Genomic DNA, 15,535 nt, shown 5'->3' on the forward strand with positions numbered 1-15,535 from the left:
CGCGGGCGTGATCGTGCAGCGCGATATCGTCGTCGGCGATGAGGGCGCTGCGTTCGGTGGGGTCGCGGGCAGCCACCGCGCTCGTCGTCGCCGTCCTCGCGGGCACGCTCGCCTGGTACCGGCTCGGCCCCGTCGCGCGCGGTACGGCCTGGGCCGAGGACGCCGGCGTCTTCCTGCGCGAACGGCTGCGGTACGGCTTCGAGGACACGCTCCTCCGCCCGTACGCGGGGTACCTCCACGTGGTCCCGCGGCTCGTGGTGGACGTCGCCGTCAGCCGTCCCGTCGAGCAGTACGCACTGACGGTCTCGGCGCTCAGCTGCGCGGCGGTCGGGCTCGTGGCCGCCGGGGTCTTCCTGCTCGCACGTGCCGTGGTGCCGGCGTGGCCGCTGCGGATCGTGCTCGCCGCGGTCCCGGTCGTCGTGCCGGTGGTGCCGTACGAGGTGAGCGGCAACGCGGCGAACCTGCACTGGTTCGCCCTGGTCCTCGCTCCCTGGCTGCTCGCGCACCGCGCCCGCTCCTGGTGGTCCGCGGTCGTCGTCGCGGTGGTGGCGACGGCGGTGGTCCTCACCGAGCCCCAGGCACTCCTCTTCACCCCGCTCCTCGTCCTCGCCTGGTGGCGGGCACCCGGCTCGCCGGGCTGGTCCGTGCTGCGAGCGCTCCCGGTCACGGTCGCCACGGTCGCCGCCGGTGCCGCGCAGGTCCTGACGGCGACGACCTCGGTCCGCGAGTCGCGCCCGGGCGGGCCCGCGGTCGCGGACGTCGTCGTCGGCTACCTCCTGCAGCCCCTCGCGGGGTCCTGGGACCGTCGGCTCGGGGTGGTCGGGCACGCGGTCGTCGCGCACGGCTGGGTGGTCCTGGTCGCTCCGACGGTCGCGCTCGTCCTCGTGGGCACCGCGGCCGTGCTCGTGGGCAGCTGGCGTGCACGCGCGCTGGTGGTCGCCCTCGGACTGGGCTCGGTGGTCGTCTGGACGGCGGCGCTGGTCGCCAACGCCTCCGCCGACGGCCACTGGACGGACCTGGACGTCGCGGGCCTCCAGTCCCAGACGCCGTCGCGCTACGCGGCGGCGTCCGCCGTGCTCCTCGTGTCGTCCGCGGTGCTGGCTGCCGCGGTGCTCGTGCAGCGGACGGGAGGCGCGGGTCGACTCGTCGGCGCGGCCGTCGGATGGTGCGTGGTCACCGCCGTCGTGGCCGCCGCGGTCGGGAACGTCGCGCCCGCGGCCTCCGTGCGTGCCGGCGGCCCCGAGTGGGAGCCGCAGGTGTCCGCGCGGGTCGGCCTGTGCCGTGCGGAGCCGGACCTCGTGCTCGACGTCCTCGCGCAGCCGTGGGACGCCGCCGTGCCGTGCTGGCTCGTCCTCAGCGGGCGCGGGTCGTCCGGAACGCCCGGGCGGTGACCGGCGTGCGGGGGCCGTCGCCGACGCTCTCCGGCTCCTCGCCGACGAGCACGATGCGCGACTTCACCGCGATGAGCGCGAAGAGCAGCCAGTTGCCCTGGTAGAGCAGCCGTGACTCCGCCACGGACTGCACGAGCAGCGCCGCCACCACGAGCAGCGGGAACAGCGACACCGCGTCGAACCCACGCGGCCGCAGGTCCGGACCGAAGCGGACCCGGGTCGCGCCCGCCCAGGAGCGCAGCAGCGTCGTGAGGACGTAGACGACGAAGAGCACGAGCCCGACGATGCCGGTCTGCATCCAGGCGTCCAGGTAGGCGTCGTGGGCCTGCAGGTACGTGACGCCGTTCCGCGGTGCGAGCTCCGCGAGCACGGGGATGTCCGGCCACCAGTAGCCGATCCAGCCCCACCCGAGCACGGGGTGCTGCTGTGCGAGGCCGACGACGCCGGCCCAGATCTCACCGCGGCCGGTGAGGTCGGGGCTCTTCCCGAGCAGCGCGGTGATCGGCCCGCGCAGGACGACGGCGGCGACCGCGGCCACCACTGCCGCGGCGAGGACGAGCAGGTACCGGGGTGTCCGCCGCTCGGTCGGGGTCCGGCGGATCCACAGCGCGAGCGCGAGCACGACGACGACGACCACCGCGGCGACGAGCACGGTGGACGACCGGGTGAGCGCGAGGACGAGGGCGGCGACGGCCAGCCAGCCGATCGCCCGACTCCGGCGGATCCGTCCCTCGGCGAGCTGCACGGCGACCGCGATCGCCGCGAGGAGCGCCACCATCGCGAGCAGGTTCGCGTTGCCGGGCAGGCCCTGGATGCGCCCGCCGGTGAGCAGCTCGGCGCGGGAGAAGTAGAAGGCGTCCGGGATCTCCCGGTCGCCGTAGTCGGTCCAGATCGGCGCGATCGGGTGCCGGACGACGACGGCGACGACCGCCTCGAAGAGGAGCGAGAGCGCGAGCACCGACCGGAACGCGGTGCTCGCCGCGTCGAGGATGCGGCGCCAGGTCAGCGTCGACGCGATCGCGAAGGCGACGACCGCGCACAGGACCTGGACCACGGTGCTCGCGAGGGTGGCGGGGCGCCAGTGCGACCACGCGACGGAGACCAGGCACCACGCGAGGAAGAACCAGAGCGCGAGAGGTGTGCGCGCCGCACTCGGGCGGGCGCGGACCACGATCGAGACGCCCCAGCACCCGAGCGCCGCCCAGACCACCGCTGCGCCGTACCAGGTCAGGGTGTTCGGCAGGGCGTCCCCGGCGAAGAGGACGAGCAGGACGGCGTTCGCGAGCGCGGAGGCCTCGCGCTCCGGCACGGAGCCACGCGCCACGGGCCAGGTGTTCGTCACGGTGACAGGCTAGTGCCGGTCACCGTGCGAGCGAGGCGAGCGCGCGTTCCAGGTCCGCGCCGAGGTACGGGGCCAGCGTCCGCGCGAAGGTCCCGGTGACGTGCGTCGGGTCGCGGTGCACCACCACGCCGCCGACCACCGCCGGGCAGGTCGTCGCCGTGCAGTAGGAGTCGGTCAGGTCGATCGCGCGGGCCCGGTCGCCGACCGCGCGGACCGCGTCCTCGGTCCCGTCGTACGGCGCGGTCGCCACCGAGCGCGGGGTGTCGCAGGCGTCGGTGGTCGGACCGCTCATCCGCGCGAGGCAGTCCAGGGTGCCGGCACCGGTCACCGGGTTGTCCCGGATCGCGATCACGGGGACGCCCGCGTCGACGGCGGTGCGCCACGCGCCCACGAGCCCGTCGACGACCGTCTGCTCGTTCGTCGACCCCTCCGGCACGATCACCGGGCTCTTCGTCGCGGCGTGGGTGACGACGAGCGCATCGAGGTCCGGGTGGTCCCCGATCCAGGCGATCGCGGCGCGCTTCCAGCCCTCGCACGCCTCGGTGTAGGCGACCGAGGGTGCCTGCTGCTGTGCGGTCGTCAGGTAGCAGCCGACGTGGCCGGCGACGTCGATCCGCCAGTGGTTGCGCTCCGCGATCGCCCGGTAGGCGCTGATCAGGGCGTTGTTGTGCGAGTCACCGATCGCCGCGAGGTGCGCCCGCGCCCCCGTCCGCGGTCCGAACGAGCAGACGTTGAAGTCCGCCGTCGTGTTCGACCAGCACGCCGGGAGGTTCGCGTCGTCGGTCCCGGCGGCCGCCGGCGCCGGCACCCGGACGTCGGCCAGCCGGGGGTCGGCGCACGGCTCCGCCGAGCCGATGCGGGCGGCCGCGCCGAAGCAGGGCACGTCGCCGCGTTCGAGGGAGCGCTGGTAGGCGGCCGCCTGCACCTGCTGGACCTCCAGGGCGCCGAGCGTGACGGCACCGATCCCCACCACGACGACCGTCGCCAGCGCGCCGAGGAGCGCCACCCGCCGCGGCCGCAGGGTGCGTATCCTGCGCGAGAACCGCAGCGGCTCCTCGACGAACCGGGTCGTCACCGCGGCCAGGAGGAGGGCACCGACGAGGACCGCCACCTTGTCGCGGGTCCCGAGTGCGTGCCCGGTCACGAGCGGCAGCAGCACGATCGCGGGCCAGTGCCAGAGGTAGACGGCGTACGAGGTGCGCCCGACGAAGGCGACCGGTGCGAGGCGGCCGAGCCGTTCCAGCCCGGAACGCGCACCGAGCAGGACCACCAGTGCCGCGGACGTGACCGGCAGGATCGCTGCGGACCCCGGGAACGGCGTCGCCGGGGTGATGACCCAGAGCGACGCGACCAGACCCGCGACACCCAGCCACGCGCCTCCCGTCCGCACCGACCGCGCGACGGTCGTGACCGGCCGCGGCAGCGCGACCGTCGACGCGAGCCCGCCCAGCGCGAACTCCCAGGCCCGCGTCGCGGTCGAGAAGTAGGCGACCCCCGGTGCGGTCCGCGTCTCGACGATGCTCCACACCAGCGACAGCACCACCACCGCGCCGAGCAGTACGCGAGCCGTCGTCACGGGGTAGACGGTGCGTGCCCGCCGGAGCAGCGCGGCGAGGGCCACGAGCAGGACCGGGAGCGCGATGTAGAACTGCTCCTCGACCGACAGCGACCAGAAGTGCTGGAAGGGGGACGGCTGGTTGTCCGAGGCGAGGTAGTCGACCGAGTCCGAGGCGAGCTGCCAGTTCTGCACGTACACGCTCGCCGCGATGAGCTCGCGGCCGTACTGCCCCCAGAGCGTGCTCGGCACGACGAGCAGCACGGCGACCCCGGTCGCCGCGAGCGTCAGGAAGGCGCCGGGCAGCAGACGCTTCGCCCGCCGGGCCCAGAACGCACCGAGGGCGATGCGCCCGGAGCGGAGCTGTTCGCGCAGGAGGTGCCCGGTGATGAGGTACCCGGAGACGACGAAGAAGACGTCGACCCCGACGAACCCGCCGGGCAGCCGGTTCGGCCAGAGGTGGTACAGCACGACGGCCAGCACGGCGAACGCGCGCAACCCCTGGACGTCCCAACGGGTCGACTCGGAGCGGCGCGGATCGGACATCGCGGTGAGTCTACGTATCGCGGATCGTCGATGTCCCCTCGGTGGGATGTCGCATGCCTGCCGCTACGCTCGGGGCATGTTCCTCGGCATCACCAACACGCCTCGCGACTACGCGTGGGGATCCGTCACCGCGATCCCCGAACTGCTCGGTCGGACCGTCACGGGGGCGCCGCAGGCGGAGCTCTGGCTCGGCGCGCACGCCGGCAGCCCGAGCGTCGTCGTGAACCCGGCGATGGTCGGTGGCGCGGACACGCTGCGCGACTGGATCGACGCGGAACCCGAGGTCGCCCTCGGTCCGGACCGGAGCGGTCTGCCGTTCCTGCTGAAGCTCCTCGCCGCCGCCGCGCCGCTCTCGCTGCAGGCGCACCCAACGCCGGAGCAGGCCGAGGAGGGGTTCCGGCGCGAGGAGGCAGCGGGCGTCCCGCTCGACGACCCGTCCCGCAACTACAAGGACCCGTTCCCGAAGCCCGAGCTCGTCGTGGCGCTGAGCGAGCGCTTCGAGGCGCTCAGCGGGTTCCGCCCGGTCGCCGACACCACCGTCGAGGTCGAGGCACTCGACGCCGGGAGCGGTCGGCTCGGCCCGCTGCTGGCGCACCTGGCGCACGGGCTCGAGGACACCGTCCGCTGGCTCGAGACGGCCGACCCCTCGGCGCTCGCCGTGGTGCAGGCCGCGTCGGACCTCGCGGCGGCCCTGCCCGAGGGTGAGCGCACCCCGAACGTGCAGACGGTCGTCGACCTCGCCGAGGCGTACCCCGGCGACCCCGGCGTCGTCGTGTCGCTGCTCGTGCACCGGGTCACGCTCGCCGCGGGCGAGGCGATGTACCTGCCCGCCGGGAACGTCCACGCCTACCTCGACGGTCTCGGCGTCGAGCTGATGGCGCCGTCCGACAACGTGCTGCGCGGCGGTCTGACGGCGAAGCACGTCGACGTCCCCGAACTGCTCCGCGTGCTCGACTTCACGGCGTACCCGGCACCGGTCCTCGTGCCGGAGCACCTGGACGCCGGGGTCGACCGCTTCGCGCCGGAGGGCGTCGGCTTCGCCCTCGTGCGCGTCACCGGCGACGGTCGTCCGGTCGGGCTCGGCACGGGCGGGGTCGCCCCGCTGTCCGGTCCGTCGATCGCGGTTTGCACCGCCGGTGCCGTGACGCTGGTGGGTGCGCGGTCGGCGACGCTGCTCCGGCAGGGGGAGTCCTGCTACGTCACGCCGGACGAGGGGGACGTCACCGTCGAGGCGGACGTCGCCGCCGGGGTCACCTCGACGGTCTTCATCGCGACGGGTGCGTGAACACGCACCGACGTGCGGCCGGACGGTGCCACGCCGTCCGCTAGCGTGACGAGCATGAGTTGGCTGGTCACCGGCGGTGCCGGGTACATCGGGTCCCACGTCGTCCGCGCCCTGCGCGCCGCCGGCATCGACACGGTCGCGTTCGACGACCTGTCGAGCGGCTTCCGCGCCTTCGTGCCGGAGGACGTGCCGTTCGTCGAGGGGACGATCCTCGACGGCGACCTGGTCGCCGCCACGCTCCGCGAGCACGTCGTCAGCGGCGTGGTCCACGTCGCGGGCTTCAAGTACGCCGGCGTCTCCGTCGAGCGTCCGCTGCACACGTACGAGCAGAACGTCACCGGCACCGCGACCCTGCTCCGGGCCATGGCCGAGCACGGCGCCACCAAGGCCGTGTTCTCCTCGAGCGCCGCGGTCTACGGCACGCCGGACGCCGACGTCGTCGTCGAGGACACCCCGAAGGCACCGGAGTCGCCCTACGGCGAGTCGAAGCTCATCGGCGAGTGGCTCCTGCGCGACATGGAGGTCGCCGCGGGCTTCACCACGACGTCGCTGCGCTACTTCAACGTCGTGGGCTCGGGGGAGCCCGACCTGTACGACGCGAGCCCGCACAACCTGTTCCCCCTGGTGTTCGACGCGCTGCTCGCGGGCCGCACGCCGCGCATCAACGGCACCGACTACGACACCCCGGACGGCACGTGCGTGCGGGACTACATCCACGTCGCCGACCTCGCGCACTCGCACGCGGTCGCGGCCCGGAAGCTCGAGGCGGGGGAGCAGCTCGAGCGCGCCTACAACCTCGGCAGCGGGGACGGCGTGAGCGTGCGGCAGATCATGGACGCGATGGCGGCCGGCACCGGCATCGCCTTCGAGCCCGAGGTCGCACCGCGTCGCCCGGGCGACCCGGCCAGGATCGTCGCCACCGGCGACGCCGCGGCCCGCGACCTCGAGTGGGCGATGCGGCACACGCTCGACGAGATGGTGTCGAGCGCGTGGGAGGCCCGTCGCCGCGTCGGCTGACCCCGTTCCGGTGCCTGCCGTGTCCCCCGTCGGCAGGACAGAACCGCTGCGACACGCCCGTACGGGGGACATGACACGCCGCGACGGTCAGAGCCTTCTATGATCCGCGACTTGACTCCGGCGAATGACACCGCTGTAATTACAGGCAGCGGCTCCGGTCGTTGCAGGCCGTCGTCGACATGTCAGGGGTGATCAGGGTGAACGGTTCCGACTTCCACGCCGACGTGCCGGAGGACTGGCACGTCGATCCGGTGGCGCTCGGCGTCCCCGGCGTCCGTCGCGCCGAGGCCGACGAGGAGAACCCGCTCGCGTGGCAGGTCGACTCGCTGTGCGCGCAGACCGACCCCGAGGCGTTCTTCCCCGAGAAGGGCGGCTCGACGCGCGAGGCGAAGAAGATCTGCACGTCCTGCGAGGTCCGGTCGCAGTGCCTGGAGTACGCGCTCGAGAACGACGAGCGCTTCGGGATCTGGGGCGGGCTGTCCGAGCGCGAACGCCGCAAGCTCCGCCGCCGCGCCTGACGGCCTGGGGGCAGGTGCCGGCTCCGACCGGCACCTCGCGTTGATGGGTCCCACAGGTTCACGGCACGCCGCCCGTGGGCGCGGGAGCCCCGCCCGGCAGACCGTAGAGTGACGCGCGTCATGCAGACCAGTCCCGCGCAAACCCGGTCGGCCCCGTCCCGGTCCGCCCAGCCCCGCGTCACCGCGGTGCTGGTGGCGGCGAACGGTGGCGGGCACCTCGACCGGACCCTGGACGCCCTCGTCGCCCAGACCCGGCACCCCGACGGACTCGTCGTCGTCGACATCGGCTCGTCCGACGGCTCCACGACCGACATCGCGCTCGGCGGCTCCGCCGGTCTGGTCCGGCTCCCCGCCGGACGGCCGTTCGGCGAGGCAGTGGCGGTGGCCGAGCGCGAGGCGGCGGTCGCCGACGCGGACGAACCGTCCGACGAGTGGCTCTGGATCCTGGGCCACGACAACGCCCCCGCACCGGACGCGCTGGCCGAGATGCTCTCCGCGGTGGAGATCGCGCCGTCGGTCGCCGTCGCCGGGCCCAAGCTCGTCGCCACCGAGGACCCCTCGCTCATCCGCGCCTTCGGTGAGAGCACCACGCGCTTCGGCCGCTCGCTCGGCCTCGTGCAGGACGAGCTCGACCAGGGCCAGCACGACCGCCACACCGACGTGATGGGGGTCGCCGCGGGCGGCATGCTCGTCCGCCGCTCGGTCTGGCGGGACCTGCGCGGCTTCGACCCGGCCCTGCCCGACGTCGACGCCGCCCTCGACTTCTGCATCCGCGCCCGCCTCGCCGGCCACCGCGTCGCCGTCGTGCCCGAGGCCCGGGTGACGAGCGCCGGCCCGATCGAGGAGTTCGGTCGGAAGCGCGTGTCCGAGGCCCGTCGCGTCCGCCTGCACCGGCAGGCGCAGCTGCACCGACGCCTCACCGCAGCGCCGGCCGGACTGCTCTGGCTGCACTGGCTGCTCCTCGTGCCGTTCGCGGCCGGTCGCGCCGTCGGACACCTCGTCGCGAAGCACCCTGCCGCGGTCTCGGGCGAGCTCGCCGCGGCGTTCGCCGTCGCCTTCGGCAGCGGGGTCCGGCGTGCGCGGAAGAACGCCGCCAGGACCCGTCGGGTGGGCTGGACCGCGATCGAACCCCTGCGCGTGAGCTGGCGACGGGTGCACGAGCGTCGCACCACCTCGCGTGACGTCGAGCTCGCCCGCGTCGAGGACGCCCCCATCGCGCGGGCGTCGTTCCTCGGCGACGGCGGCGTCTGGGTCGTGCTCGCCGCGGCGGTCCTCAGCGTCGTCACGCTGTACCCGCTCCTCAGCAGCCCCGCGGTGACCGGCGGCGGTCTGCTCCCGCTCAGCACCTCGGTCGGACGGCTCTGGCAGAACGTCGGGTACGGCTGGCACTCCATCGGCACCGGCTCGACGGGCCCCAGCGACCCCTTCACGGCCGTGCTCGCCGTGCTCGGGTCGGTCTTCGCCTGGTCGCCGTCGACCGGGGTCGTCGTCGTGCTCCTGCTCGCCCTGCCGATGGCGGCGCTCGGTGCGTGGTTCGCGGTCCGCAAGGTCACCACGCGCACCTGGGTGCCGGTGGTCGGCGCCGCGCTGTACACGATCGCACCGGCGCTCGTCGGCGCCCTCACGACCGGCCACCTCGGCGCCGTGATCGCACACGTGCTCCTGCCGTGGCTGCTGCTCGCCGTGCTCGAGGCGCACCGTTCGTGGGCGTGGGCCTCCGGCGCCGCGCTGCTGTTCGCGGTCGTCGCCGCCTCGGCCCCGTCCCTGCTGCCGGTGCTCCTGGTCGGCTGGGTGGTCTCGCTGGTGGTCGGCTGGCGTCGCGCGCACCGTCGGGTCTTCATCCCGGTGCCGGCCGCGGTGCTCTTCCTGCCGCTCGTGCTGGCGCAGGTCGCCAGGGGCAACCCGCTCGCGGTCCTCGCCGACCCCGGTGTGCCGTCCGCGACCCGCGCCCCGTCCGCCTTCCAGCTGGCGATCGGGCAGCCCCTGCCGGACTGGAGCGGTTGGCTCCTCGCCACCTCGACGCTCGGACTCGCCGCGGCCGTGCTGCCGATCGCGATGGCCGTGCTCGCACTGCCCGTCGCCCTGCTCGCCGTCGGGGCGGTCCTCGGCCACCGCTGGGCGGTCGCCGGGGCCGCGCTCGTCCTCGCCCTGCTCGGGTTCGCGACCGCCGTCGCCGCCACGCACGTCACCGTGACCGGCGTGGGCTCGACGACCACGATCGTCTGGCCCGGCAGCGCGCTCTCCGTCTCCGCCCTCGGCCTCGTCCTCGCCGCCTGCATCGGCATCGACGTCCTGCCGCGGACGGCTCCCGTCACCGGCATCGTCGCCGCGGTGTTCGCGGGCGTCGCGGTCGCCCCGGCCTTCGCCGCGTCCACGCTCGGCGACACCGTGCTGCAGCCGACCACCGGCCGCGTGCTCAGCGCGTACGTGAACGCCGAGGCGCAGGCGAACCCGGACGTCGGCACGCTCGTCGTCGACCCGCAGACGGACGGCTCCCTCGCGGTGTCGCTCGAGCGCGGGCAGGGCTCGACCCTCGACGACCAGACCACCCTCGACGCGACGGCGCTGCGGCTCAGCAGCAAGGGGACGGAGCTCGCGACCCTCGCCGGCAACCTCGCGAGCCGCAGCGGCTACGACCCCGAGCCCGCCCTCCGCAGCCTCGGCATCTCGTTCGTGCTGCTCGACGAGGCCCCGGACGACGCCGCGGCCGAGGCCGTGCACGACCGGGCGGCCGGTGCCATCGGGCAGGACGCGCGCTTCACGAGCATCGGTGAGACGGCCACGGGCCAGCTCTTCCACTACGAGGGCGACGTCGACCGCGTCGCCTCGGGCTCGGCGGCCACGCAGGCGACCCACGTGCTCTACCTGGTGGTGCTCGGGATCGTCTTCGGCGCGGCCGCACTGCTCGCGGTCCCGACGGCCCCCCGCCGTCGCCGCGCCACCTCGAACGTCATCGAGGCCGAGGAACCCGCCACCACCTTCGACGAGGAGCGCGACGAATGAGCGCCAGCCCACGGTCCGTCCGACGCTGGGTCGTCCGCGGCACCGCGACCGCGGTCGCCGTGGTCGTGGCGGCCGGGGCCGTGACGGCCGCCCACGCGATCGGTACCGAGAGCACGCCGGCGCGTCCGGCGGGTCGCACCGTCACGCCCGTCCCCGCCGACGCCGAGCGCGTGTGCGCCGGCAGCGCCCTGCGGCTGTCCGACGACTCGGGCAACGACGCGACGACGGCGAGCACCGTCGGGTCGGCGACCGTCGCGACCGCGACCACCGGCTCCACCGTCGACCGTTCGACCCTCGGGTCGTCCACGAGCGGGGGCAGCGCGCCGCAGCTCCTGACGGCGCCGGCGGGTCGCACGACGCCGCAGGTCGCCGGCAGCAGCGCGCAGACCGTGTCCTCGGGCGACCTCGTCGGATTCGGCGCCGCCTCGTGCGACGACCCCGGCCAGTCGACCTGGCTCGTGGGCGGCTCGACCGAGACGGGACGGACGAGCCTGGTCACCCTGTCGAACCCCACCGACGTCAACGCGACCGTCGACCTCGCGGTCTACGACGCGTCCGGCACGGTGACCGCGCCCGGCACCACGGGCATCGTGGTCGCGCCGAACACGCAGAAGGTCGTGCCCCTGTCCGGCTTCGTCTCCGGTCAGGGGTCGACGGTCGTGCACGTGACCTCGACCGGCGGGCAGATCGTCGCGCACATGCAGGAGAGCATCGTGCGCACGCTCGTGCCGGGCGGGTACGACGTCGTCTCGGGCGGCGCGGCGCCGTCGACCTCGCAGATCATCCCCGCCGTGGTGCTCCGCGGCGCGCAGGAGGCCCAGCGCGGGGACGACGCCGCGGACGCCGCACCGATCGTGCGGCTCTTCGTCCCCGGCGACGAGGCCGCCCGGGTGACGCTGGGCATCACGACCGCGGACGGCGGCGGTTCGACCGTCAACGCGACCGCCGAGCCCGGTGTGGTCACCGACGTGGCGCTCGACGACTTCCCGGACGGCCGGTACTCGTTCACCGTCACCTCGACGCAGCCCCTCGTCGCCGGGGCCCGCACGACGGCACCGACGGACGACGACCGCACCGACCTCGGCTGGTTCGCGTCGGCCGAGCCGCTCGGTGACGACGCGATCACGGCCGTGGCACCGGGGCGCGACCCGGAGCTCTCGCTGGTCAACCCGACGCGGTCCGACGCGCAGGTGACGATCCGGTCGGGGGACCGGGAGCAGGAGGTGACCGTGGCCTCCGGTGCGACGGCGACCGTCAGCGTCCCCACGTCGACGCAACTCGAGCTCGTGGGTGCCGCGGGGCTCGTCGCCGGGGTCGGCTACGACGGCAGCGACGGCATCGGTGGCTTCCCGGTCCGCCCGGCGACCGACGTCTCGACGCCGCTCCGCGTCTACCCCTAGGTCCTTCGGAGAGCGGCCTGTCGGTCACCAGTGCCGGAAGCGGTCCGGCGCCGGGTCCGGCCGTGGGTGCTGTGTCCCTGTCGATCACCAGTGCCGGAAGCGGTCGGGCGCCAGGTCCCACGGATCCTTGTCGATCAACTCGCCCACCGCCCGGAACACCGCGGTCTCGACGACGACGCGGCGGTCCGTGTCGTCCTTCTCGGGACTGTGGGTCACCCGCTCGACGGGGATCCGGAACAGCGTCACGCGTCGGTCGTCGCGGTCCACCCGCCAGCGGGGCAGACGGTCCGGCAGGTCCCGGTCGGTGGGCATGTCCGCCACCTGGAACACCACGCCCGCGAGCTCGTCCGGCCACATCCCGACCAGGTAGTGCGCGGTGTCGCCGACGATCCGGTCGAAGGTCTCGGCACGGGTGACCACGGGCGCGAGCTCCGGTCCGGTCACGCTCGACCGCCCGCCGCGTCCGTGCCGGGAACGCCCCCGGGCACGGTCGACCGGGGTGACGAGAGGAGGCTTCCGACGCATCCCGCCATCGTACGCGGCGGGGTCCGTCCGCTCCGCCCGCAGCCGGGCACCGGAGGGCGGCGGGTAGGGTCGGTGCCGGTATGGACGTACGGATCTGCAGCAAGGTCGCCTGTGGCGCGAGCGCGTCGGCGACCCTGACGTACGACTACGCCGACTCGATGGTCGTCGTCGGACCGTTGTCGACCCGCGTCGAGCCGCACGGGTACGACCTCTGCGCGCGCCATGCGGCGCGACTGCGCGTGCCACGTGGGTGGGACGTGGTGCGGCGCGAGCCGCTCCGCCGCGACGCCGACTGACGCCGGCCTGAGCGTCGCGGTGCGCGCTGCGGACGGGAGGCGCTGCGGACGGCACCGACGTCGCCGGACGACCCGCGCCTCCTGGCCGGGCGTGGAAGACTGGCCGCATGTCCACCGAGACCCGCACCGCAGCACCGTTCCGTGTCGCCGACCTCACTCTCGCCGAGGCGGGTCGCCACCAGATCCGGCTCGCCGAGAACGAGATGCCGGGGCTGATGTCCCTGCGCGAGGAGTTCGGCGCGACGCAGCCGCTCGCCGGCGCGCGCATCGCCGGGTCCCTGCACATGACGGTGCAGACGGCGGTCCTCATCGAGACGCTCGTCGCCCTCGGCGCGCAGGTCCGCTGGGCCAGCTGCAACATCTTCTCGACGCAGGACGAGGCCGCCGCCGCCGTGGCCGTCGGCCCGGCGGGGACGCCCGACGCACCCGCCGGCGTGCCGGTCTTCGCGTGGAAGGGCGAGACGCTCGAGGAGTACTGGTGGTGCACGAGCCGCATCTTCGACTGGAGTGCCGAGGCCGCGGCCGCGGGTGCCGACTGGTCGGGACCGAACCTCGTCCTCGACGACGGCGGTGACGCGACGATGCTCGTGCACACCGGGGCCGACGCCGAGACCGCCGGTCGCGTGCCGGACGCGGGTGACGACGCGAGTGCCGAGTGGCGGATCGTCCTCGCCACCGTCGCCGCCTCGCTCGAGGAGTCCCCGGACCGCTGGACCCGGATCGCCGCCGAGATCGAGGGCGTGACCGAGGAGACCACCACCGGCGTGCACCGCCTGTACGAGCTCGCGCGGAACGGCGAGCTGCGCTTCCCGGCGATCAACGTCAACGACTCGGTCACGAAGTCGAAGTTCGACAACAAGTACGGCATCCGGCACTCGCTGCCCGACGGCCTGAACCGCGCGACGGACGTCCTCATCGGCGGCAAGGTCGCGTTCGTCGTCGGGTACGGCGACGTGGGCAAGGGGGCCGCGGAGGCCCTGCGCGGCCAGGGCGCCCGGGTCATCGTGTCCGAGGTCGACCCGATCTGCGCACTGCAGGCCGCGATGGACGGCTACCAGGTGGCCCGGCTGGCGGACGTCGCCGAGCAGGTCGACATGGTCGTCACGTGCACCGGCAACCTCGGCGTCGTCGGCGTCGACGAGATGCTCTCGCTGAAGCACCTCGCGGTCGTCGCGAACGTCGGGCACTTCGACAACGAGATCGACATGGCGGGGCTCGAGGCGCTGGCCGGCGTCGAGAAGGTCGAGATCAAGCCGCAGGTGCACGAGTGGCGGCTGCCGAACGGGCGCTCGATCCTCGTGCTCAGCGAGGGGCGGCTCATGAACCTCGGCAACGCGACCGGGCACCCGTCGTTCGTGATGAGCAACTCGTTCACGAACCAGGTGCTGGCGCAGATCGAGCTGCACACCCGGCGCGAGCAGTACCCGACGGGCGTGTACGTGCTGCCGAAGCACCTGGACGAGAAGGTCGCCCGTCTGCACCTCGACGCGCTCGGCGTGCAGTTGACCGAGCTGCGTCCGGAGCAGGCCGCCTACATCGGTGTCGCGGTCGAGGGGCCGTACAAGCCCGAGCACTACCGGTACTGAGCCGCGGCGGGCGCGCCACGACCCGGCCGGACGTGGCGCGTCACCGCGCGGACGCCTCGGGACGAACCACGGATGCGACGTCGAACCAGGCCCGCGGGCCGGTTCGATGTCGCGTCCGTGGTTCGACCCAGCCGTGCGCGCCTGCGCCGGTCGCGCGTCACCGCGAGCGCCGCGGGCTCAGCGCGGGAAGCCCGGCGGCCGCGCCGCGGCCGTCGCGGCCGCCCGGTCGAGCAGCGCCGCCCGCGCCCGGAGCGCCCGCTCGTCGCGCGCGCGACGCAGGACGGTGACGCCGGCGAGGAAGGTCTCCGCCGGCACGGGCGGCACCGGGTGCACGTACGGCACGACCGCCGCCGCGAGCCGCTCGGCCGCCGCGGCCCGCGCATCCGGACGCACGTCGGCGGCGCCGCGGAAGAAGGCGCCGAGCCGGTTCTCGAGCCGCTGCGGCAGCGCGGACACGTCGGCGATGCCCGCCCACCCGACGAGTTCGACCGGCAGCAGCACCTCGACGCTACGGATGCGCGCCGCGCGTTCGTGCTGCACGAAGGTGCCGGCGAGCAGGTCCCCGAGGCGCCGCGGCCGGCTCCCGAACAGCGCGACGAGCAACGCGATCGACCCGAAGGTGGTCCAGAGCTCGAGCAGGCCGACCAGCGCACGGGTGAACGCGTGGCGGAACCCGATCGCCCCGCCGTCGACCCGGACGACCCGGGTGCCGGTGGCGTACCGGCCGACGCTCTTGCCGCGGGTCACGGTCTCGACCGCGGCGGGGACGAGCACGAGCACGGTGACGACCGACCCGATCTGCAGCGGGACGAGCCACGCGCCGTCGATCCCGCTCGGCAGGACCCGGGAGAGCCCGAGCAGCAGGAGGACGAACAACACGACGAGGCAGAGTGCGTCGAGCAGCGCCGCGGTGAGCCGGAGCGCGATGCCCGCGGGCTGCACGTCGAGTGCGACGGCCTCGCCGACGACGAGCTCGTCGGCGGTGTCGTCGAGGACCGCCCCGAAGCGGGCGTCGGCCAGGTCGCGCGGCGCACGGGTCTTCGACATGGGATCATTCTGACGGAGCACGTC

At 74.3% G+C, this 15,535-nt stretch carries 12 protein-coding genes; 8 read left to right on the forward strand and 4 right to left on the reverse strand.

Annotation, left to right across the window (positions count from 1 at the left end; genetic code table 11):
• Positions 1 to 38: 38 nt before the first annotated feature.
• Complete coding sequence (locus QUG92_RS02210) at positions 39 to 1,391, forward strand: hypothetical protein (protein WP_289457517.1); 1,353 nt, start codon at positions 39 to 41, stop codon at positions 1,389 to 1,391.
• Here QUG92_RS02210 and QUG92_RS02215 read toward each other — a convergent pair.
• Together QUG92_RS02215 and QUG92_RS02220 are read right to left on the reverse strand one after the other, a co-directional pair.
• Positions 1,354 to 2,733 (reverse strand): O-antigen ligase family protein, encoded by a 1,380-nt coding sequence (locus tag QUG92_RS02215; protein WP_289457518.1) that lies wholly within the window; start codon positions 2,731 to 2,733, stop codon positions 1,354 to 1,356. The genes QUG92_RS02210 and QUG92_RS02215 overlap by 38 nt on opposite strands.
• Before the next feature lie 19 nt (positions 2,734 to 2,752).
• Positions 2,753 to 4,834 carry an acyltransferase family protein gene (locus tag QUG92_RS02220; RefSeq protein WP_289457519.1) on the reverse strand — a complete coding sequence of 694 codons (2,082 nt, stop codon included), beginning with the start codon at positions 4,832 to 4,834 and terminating at the stop codon, positions 2,753 to 2,755.
• A gap of 76 nt (positions 4,835 to 4,910) precedes the next feature.
• Here QUG92_RS02220 and manA point away from each other — a divergent pair, with 76 nt between their 5' ends.
• From manA to QUG92_RS02245, 5 genes are all read left to right on the forward strand, one after another.
• On the forward strand, positions 4,911 to 6,119 hold the full coding sequence (gene manA, locus QUG92_RS02225; protein WP_289457520.1) for a mannose-6-phosphate isomerase, class I: 1,209 nt from the start codon (positions 4,911 to 4,913) through the stop codon (positions 6,117 to 6,119).
• A 54-nt stretch (positions 6,120 to 6,173) separates the two neighbouring features.
• A complete protein-coding gene (galE, locus tag QUG92_RS02230; RefSeq protein ID WP_289457521.1) occupies positions 6,174 to 7,136 on the forward strand; it encodes a UDP-glucose 4-epimerase GalE in 963 nt (320 codons plus the stop codon).
• Between the two features lie 179 nt (positions 7,137 to 7,315).
• Positions 7,316 to 7,654 carry a WhiB family transcriptional regulator gene (locus QUG92_RS02235; RefSeq protein WP_083263849.1) on the forward strand — a complete coding sequence of 113 codons (339 nt, stop codon included), beginning with the start codon at positions 7,316 to 7,318 and terminating at the stop codon, positions 7,652 to 7,654.
• A gap of 120 nt (positions 7,655 to 7,774) precedes the next feature.
• Entirely contained in the window at positions 7,775 to 10,657 is a 2,883-nt protein-coding gene (locus QUG92_RS02240; RefSeq protein ID WP_289457522.1) for a glycosyltransferase family 2 protein, read from the forward strand.
• On the forward strand, positions 10,654 to 12,057 hold the full coding sequence (locus tag QUG92_RS02245; protein ID WP_289457523.1) for a DUF5719 family protein: 1,404 nt from the start codon (positions 10,654 to 10,656) through the stop codon (positions 12,055 to 12,057). The genes QUG92_RS02240 and QUG92_RS02245 overlap by 4 nt, the downstream gene beginning before the upstream one ends.
• A gap of 84 nt (positions 12,058 to 12,141) precedes the next feature.
• On the opposite strand, the gene QUG92_RS02250 is transcribed toward QUG92_RS02245, so the two are convergent.
• On the reverse strand, positions 12,142 to 12,582 hold the full coding sequence (locus QUG92_RS02250; RefSeq protein WP_069712265.1) for a hypothetical protein: 441 nt from the start codon (positions 12,580 to 12,582) through the stop codon (positions 12,142 to 12,144).
• A gap of 80 nt (positions 12,583 to 12,662) precedes the next feature.
• Here QUG92_RS02250 and QUG92_RS02255 point away from each other — a divergent pair, with 80 nt between their 5' ends.
• Together QUG92_RS02255 and ahcY are read left to right on the forward strand one after the other, a co-directional pair.
• Positions 12,663 to 12,878 (forward strand): DUF3499 family protein, encoded by a 216-nt coding sequence (locus QUG92_RS02255; protein WP_111241051.1) that lies wholly within the window; start codon positions 12,663 to 12,665, stop codon positions 12,876 to 12,878.
• Between the two features lie 107 nt (positions 12,879 to 12,985).
• Positions 12,986 to 14,464, forward strand: coding sequence for an adenosylhomocysteinase (ahcY, locus tag QUG92_RS02260; protein WP_289457524.1), 1,479 nt, complete (start codon positions 12,986 to 12,988; stop codon positions 14,462 to 14,464).
• Between the two features lie 177 nt (positions 14,465 to 14,641).
• Here the strand turns inward: ahcY and QUG92_RS02265 are convergent, their stop codons facing one another.
• The gene (locus QUG92_RS02265) at positions 14,642 to 15,511 is read right to left on the reverse strand and encodes an RDD family protein (protein WP_289457525.1); all 870 of its coding nucleotides are present in this window, start codon (positions 15,509 to 15,511) and stop codon (positions 14,642 to 14,644) included.
• Positions 15,512 to 15,535 lie beyond the last annotated feature (24 nt).

Origin of the sequence: Curtobacterium citri (genome assembly GCF_030362955.1) — a bacterium.
Classification (GTDB): Bacteria; Actinomycetota; Actinomycetes; order Actinomycetales; family Microbacteriaceae; genus Curtobacterium; species Curtobacterium citri.

Bases quoted from the DNA above. Each gene is read 5' to 3' on its own strand.
- QUG92_RS02210 (WP_289457517.1), top strand. From the start codon at position 39: ATGAGGGCGCTGCGTTCGGTGGGGTCGCGGGCAGCCACCGCGCTCGTC.
- QUG92_RS02240 (WP_289457522.1), top strand. From the start codon at position 7,775: ATGCAGACCAGTCCCGCGCAAACCCGGTCGGCCCCGTCCCGGTCCGCC.
- QUG92_RS02265 (WP_289457525.1), bottom strand. From the start codon at position 15,511: ATGTCGAAGACCCGTGCGCCGCGCGACCTGGCCGACGCCCGCTTCGGG.
- QUG92_RS02255 (WP_111241051.1), top strand. From the start codon at position 12,663: ATGGACGTACGGATCTGCAGCAAGGTCGCCTGTGGCGCGAGCGCGTCG.
- ahcY (WP_289457524.1), top strand. From the start codon at position 12,986: ATGTCCACCGAGACCCGCACCGCAGCACCGTTCCGTGTCGCCGACCTC.
- QUG92_RS02220 (WP_289457519.1), bottom strand. From the start codon at position 4,834: ATGTCCGATCCGCGCCGCTCCGAGTCGACCCGTTGGGACGTCCAGGGG.
- QUG92_RS02235 (WP_083263849.1), top strand. From the start codon at position 7,316: ATGTCAGGGGTGATCAGGGTGAACGGTTCCGACTTCCACGCCGACGTG.
- QUG92_RS02245 (WP_289457523.1), top strand. From the start codon at position 10,654: ATGAGCGCCAGCCCACGGTCCGTCCGACGCTGGGTCGTCCGCGGCACC.
- QUG92_RS02250 (WP_069712265.1), bottom strand. From the start codon at position 12,582: ATGCGTCGGAAGCCTCCTCTCGTCACCCCGGTCGACCGTGCCCGGGGG.
- manA (WP_289457520.1), top strand. From the start codon at position 4,911: ATGTTCCTCGGCATCACCAACACGCCTCGCGACTACGCGTGGGGATCC.
- galE (WP_289457521.1), top strand. From the start codon at position 6,174: ATGAGTTGGCTGGTCACCGGCGGTGCCGGGTACATCGGGTCCCACGTC.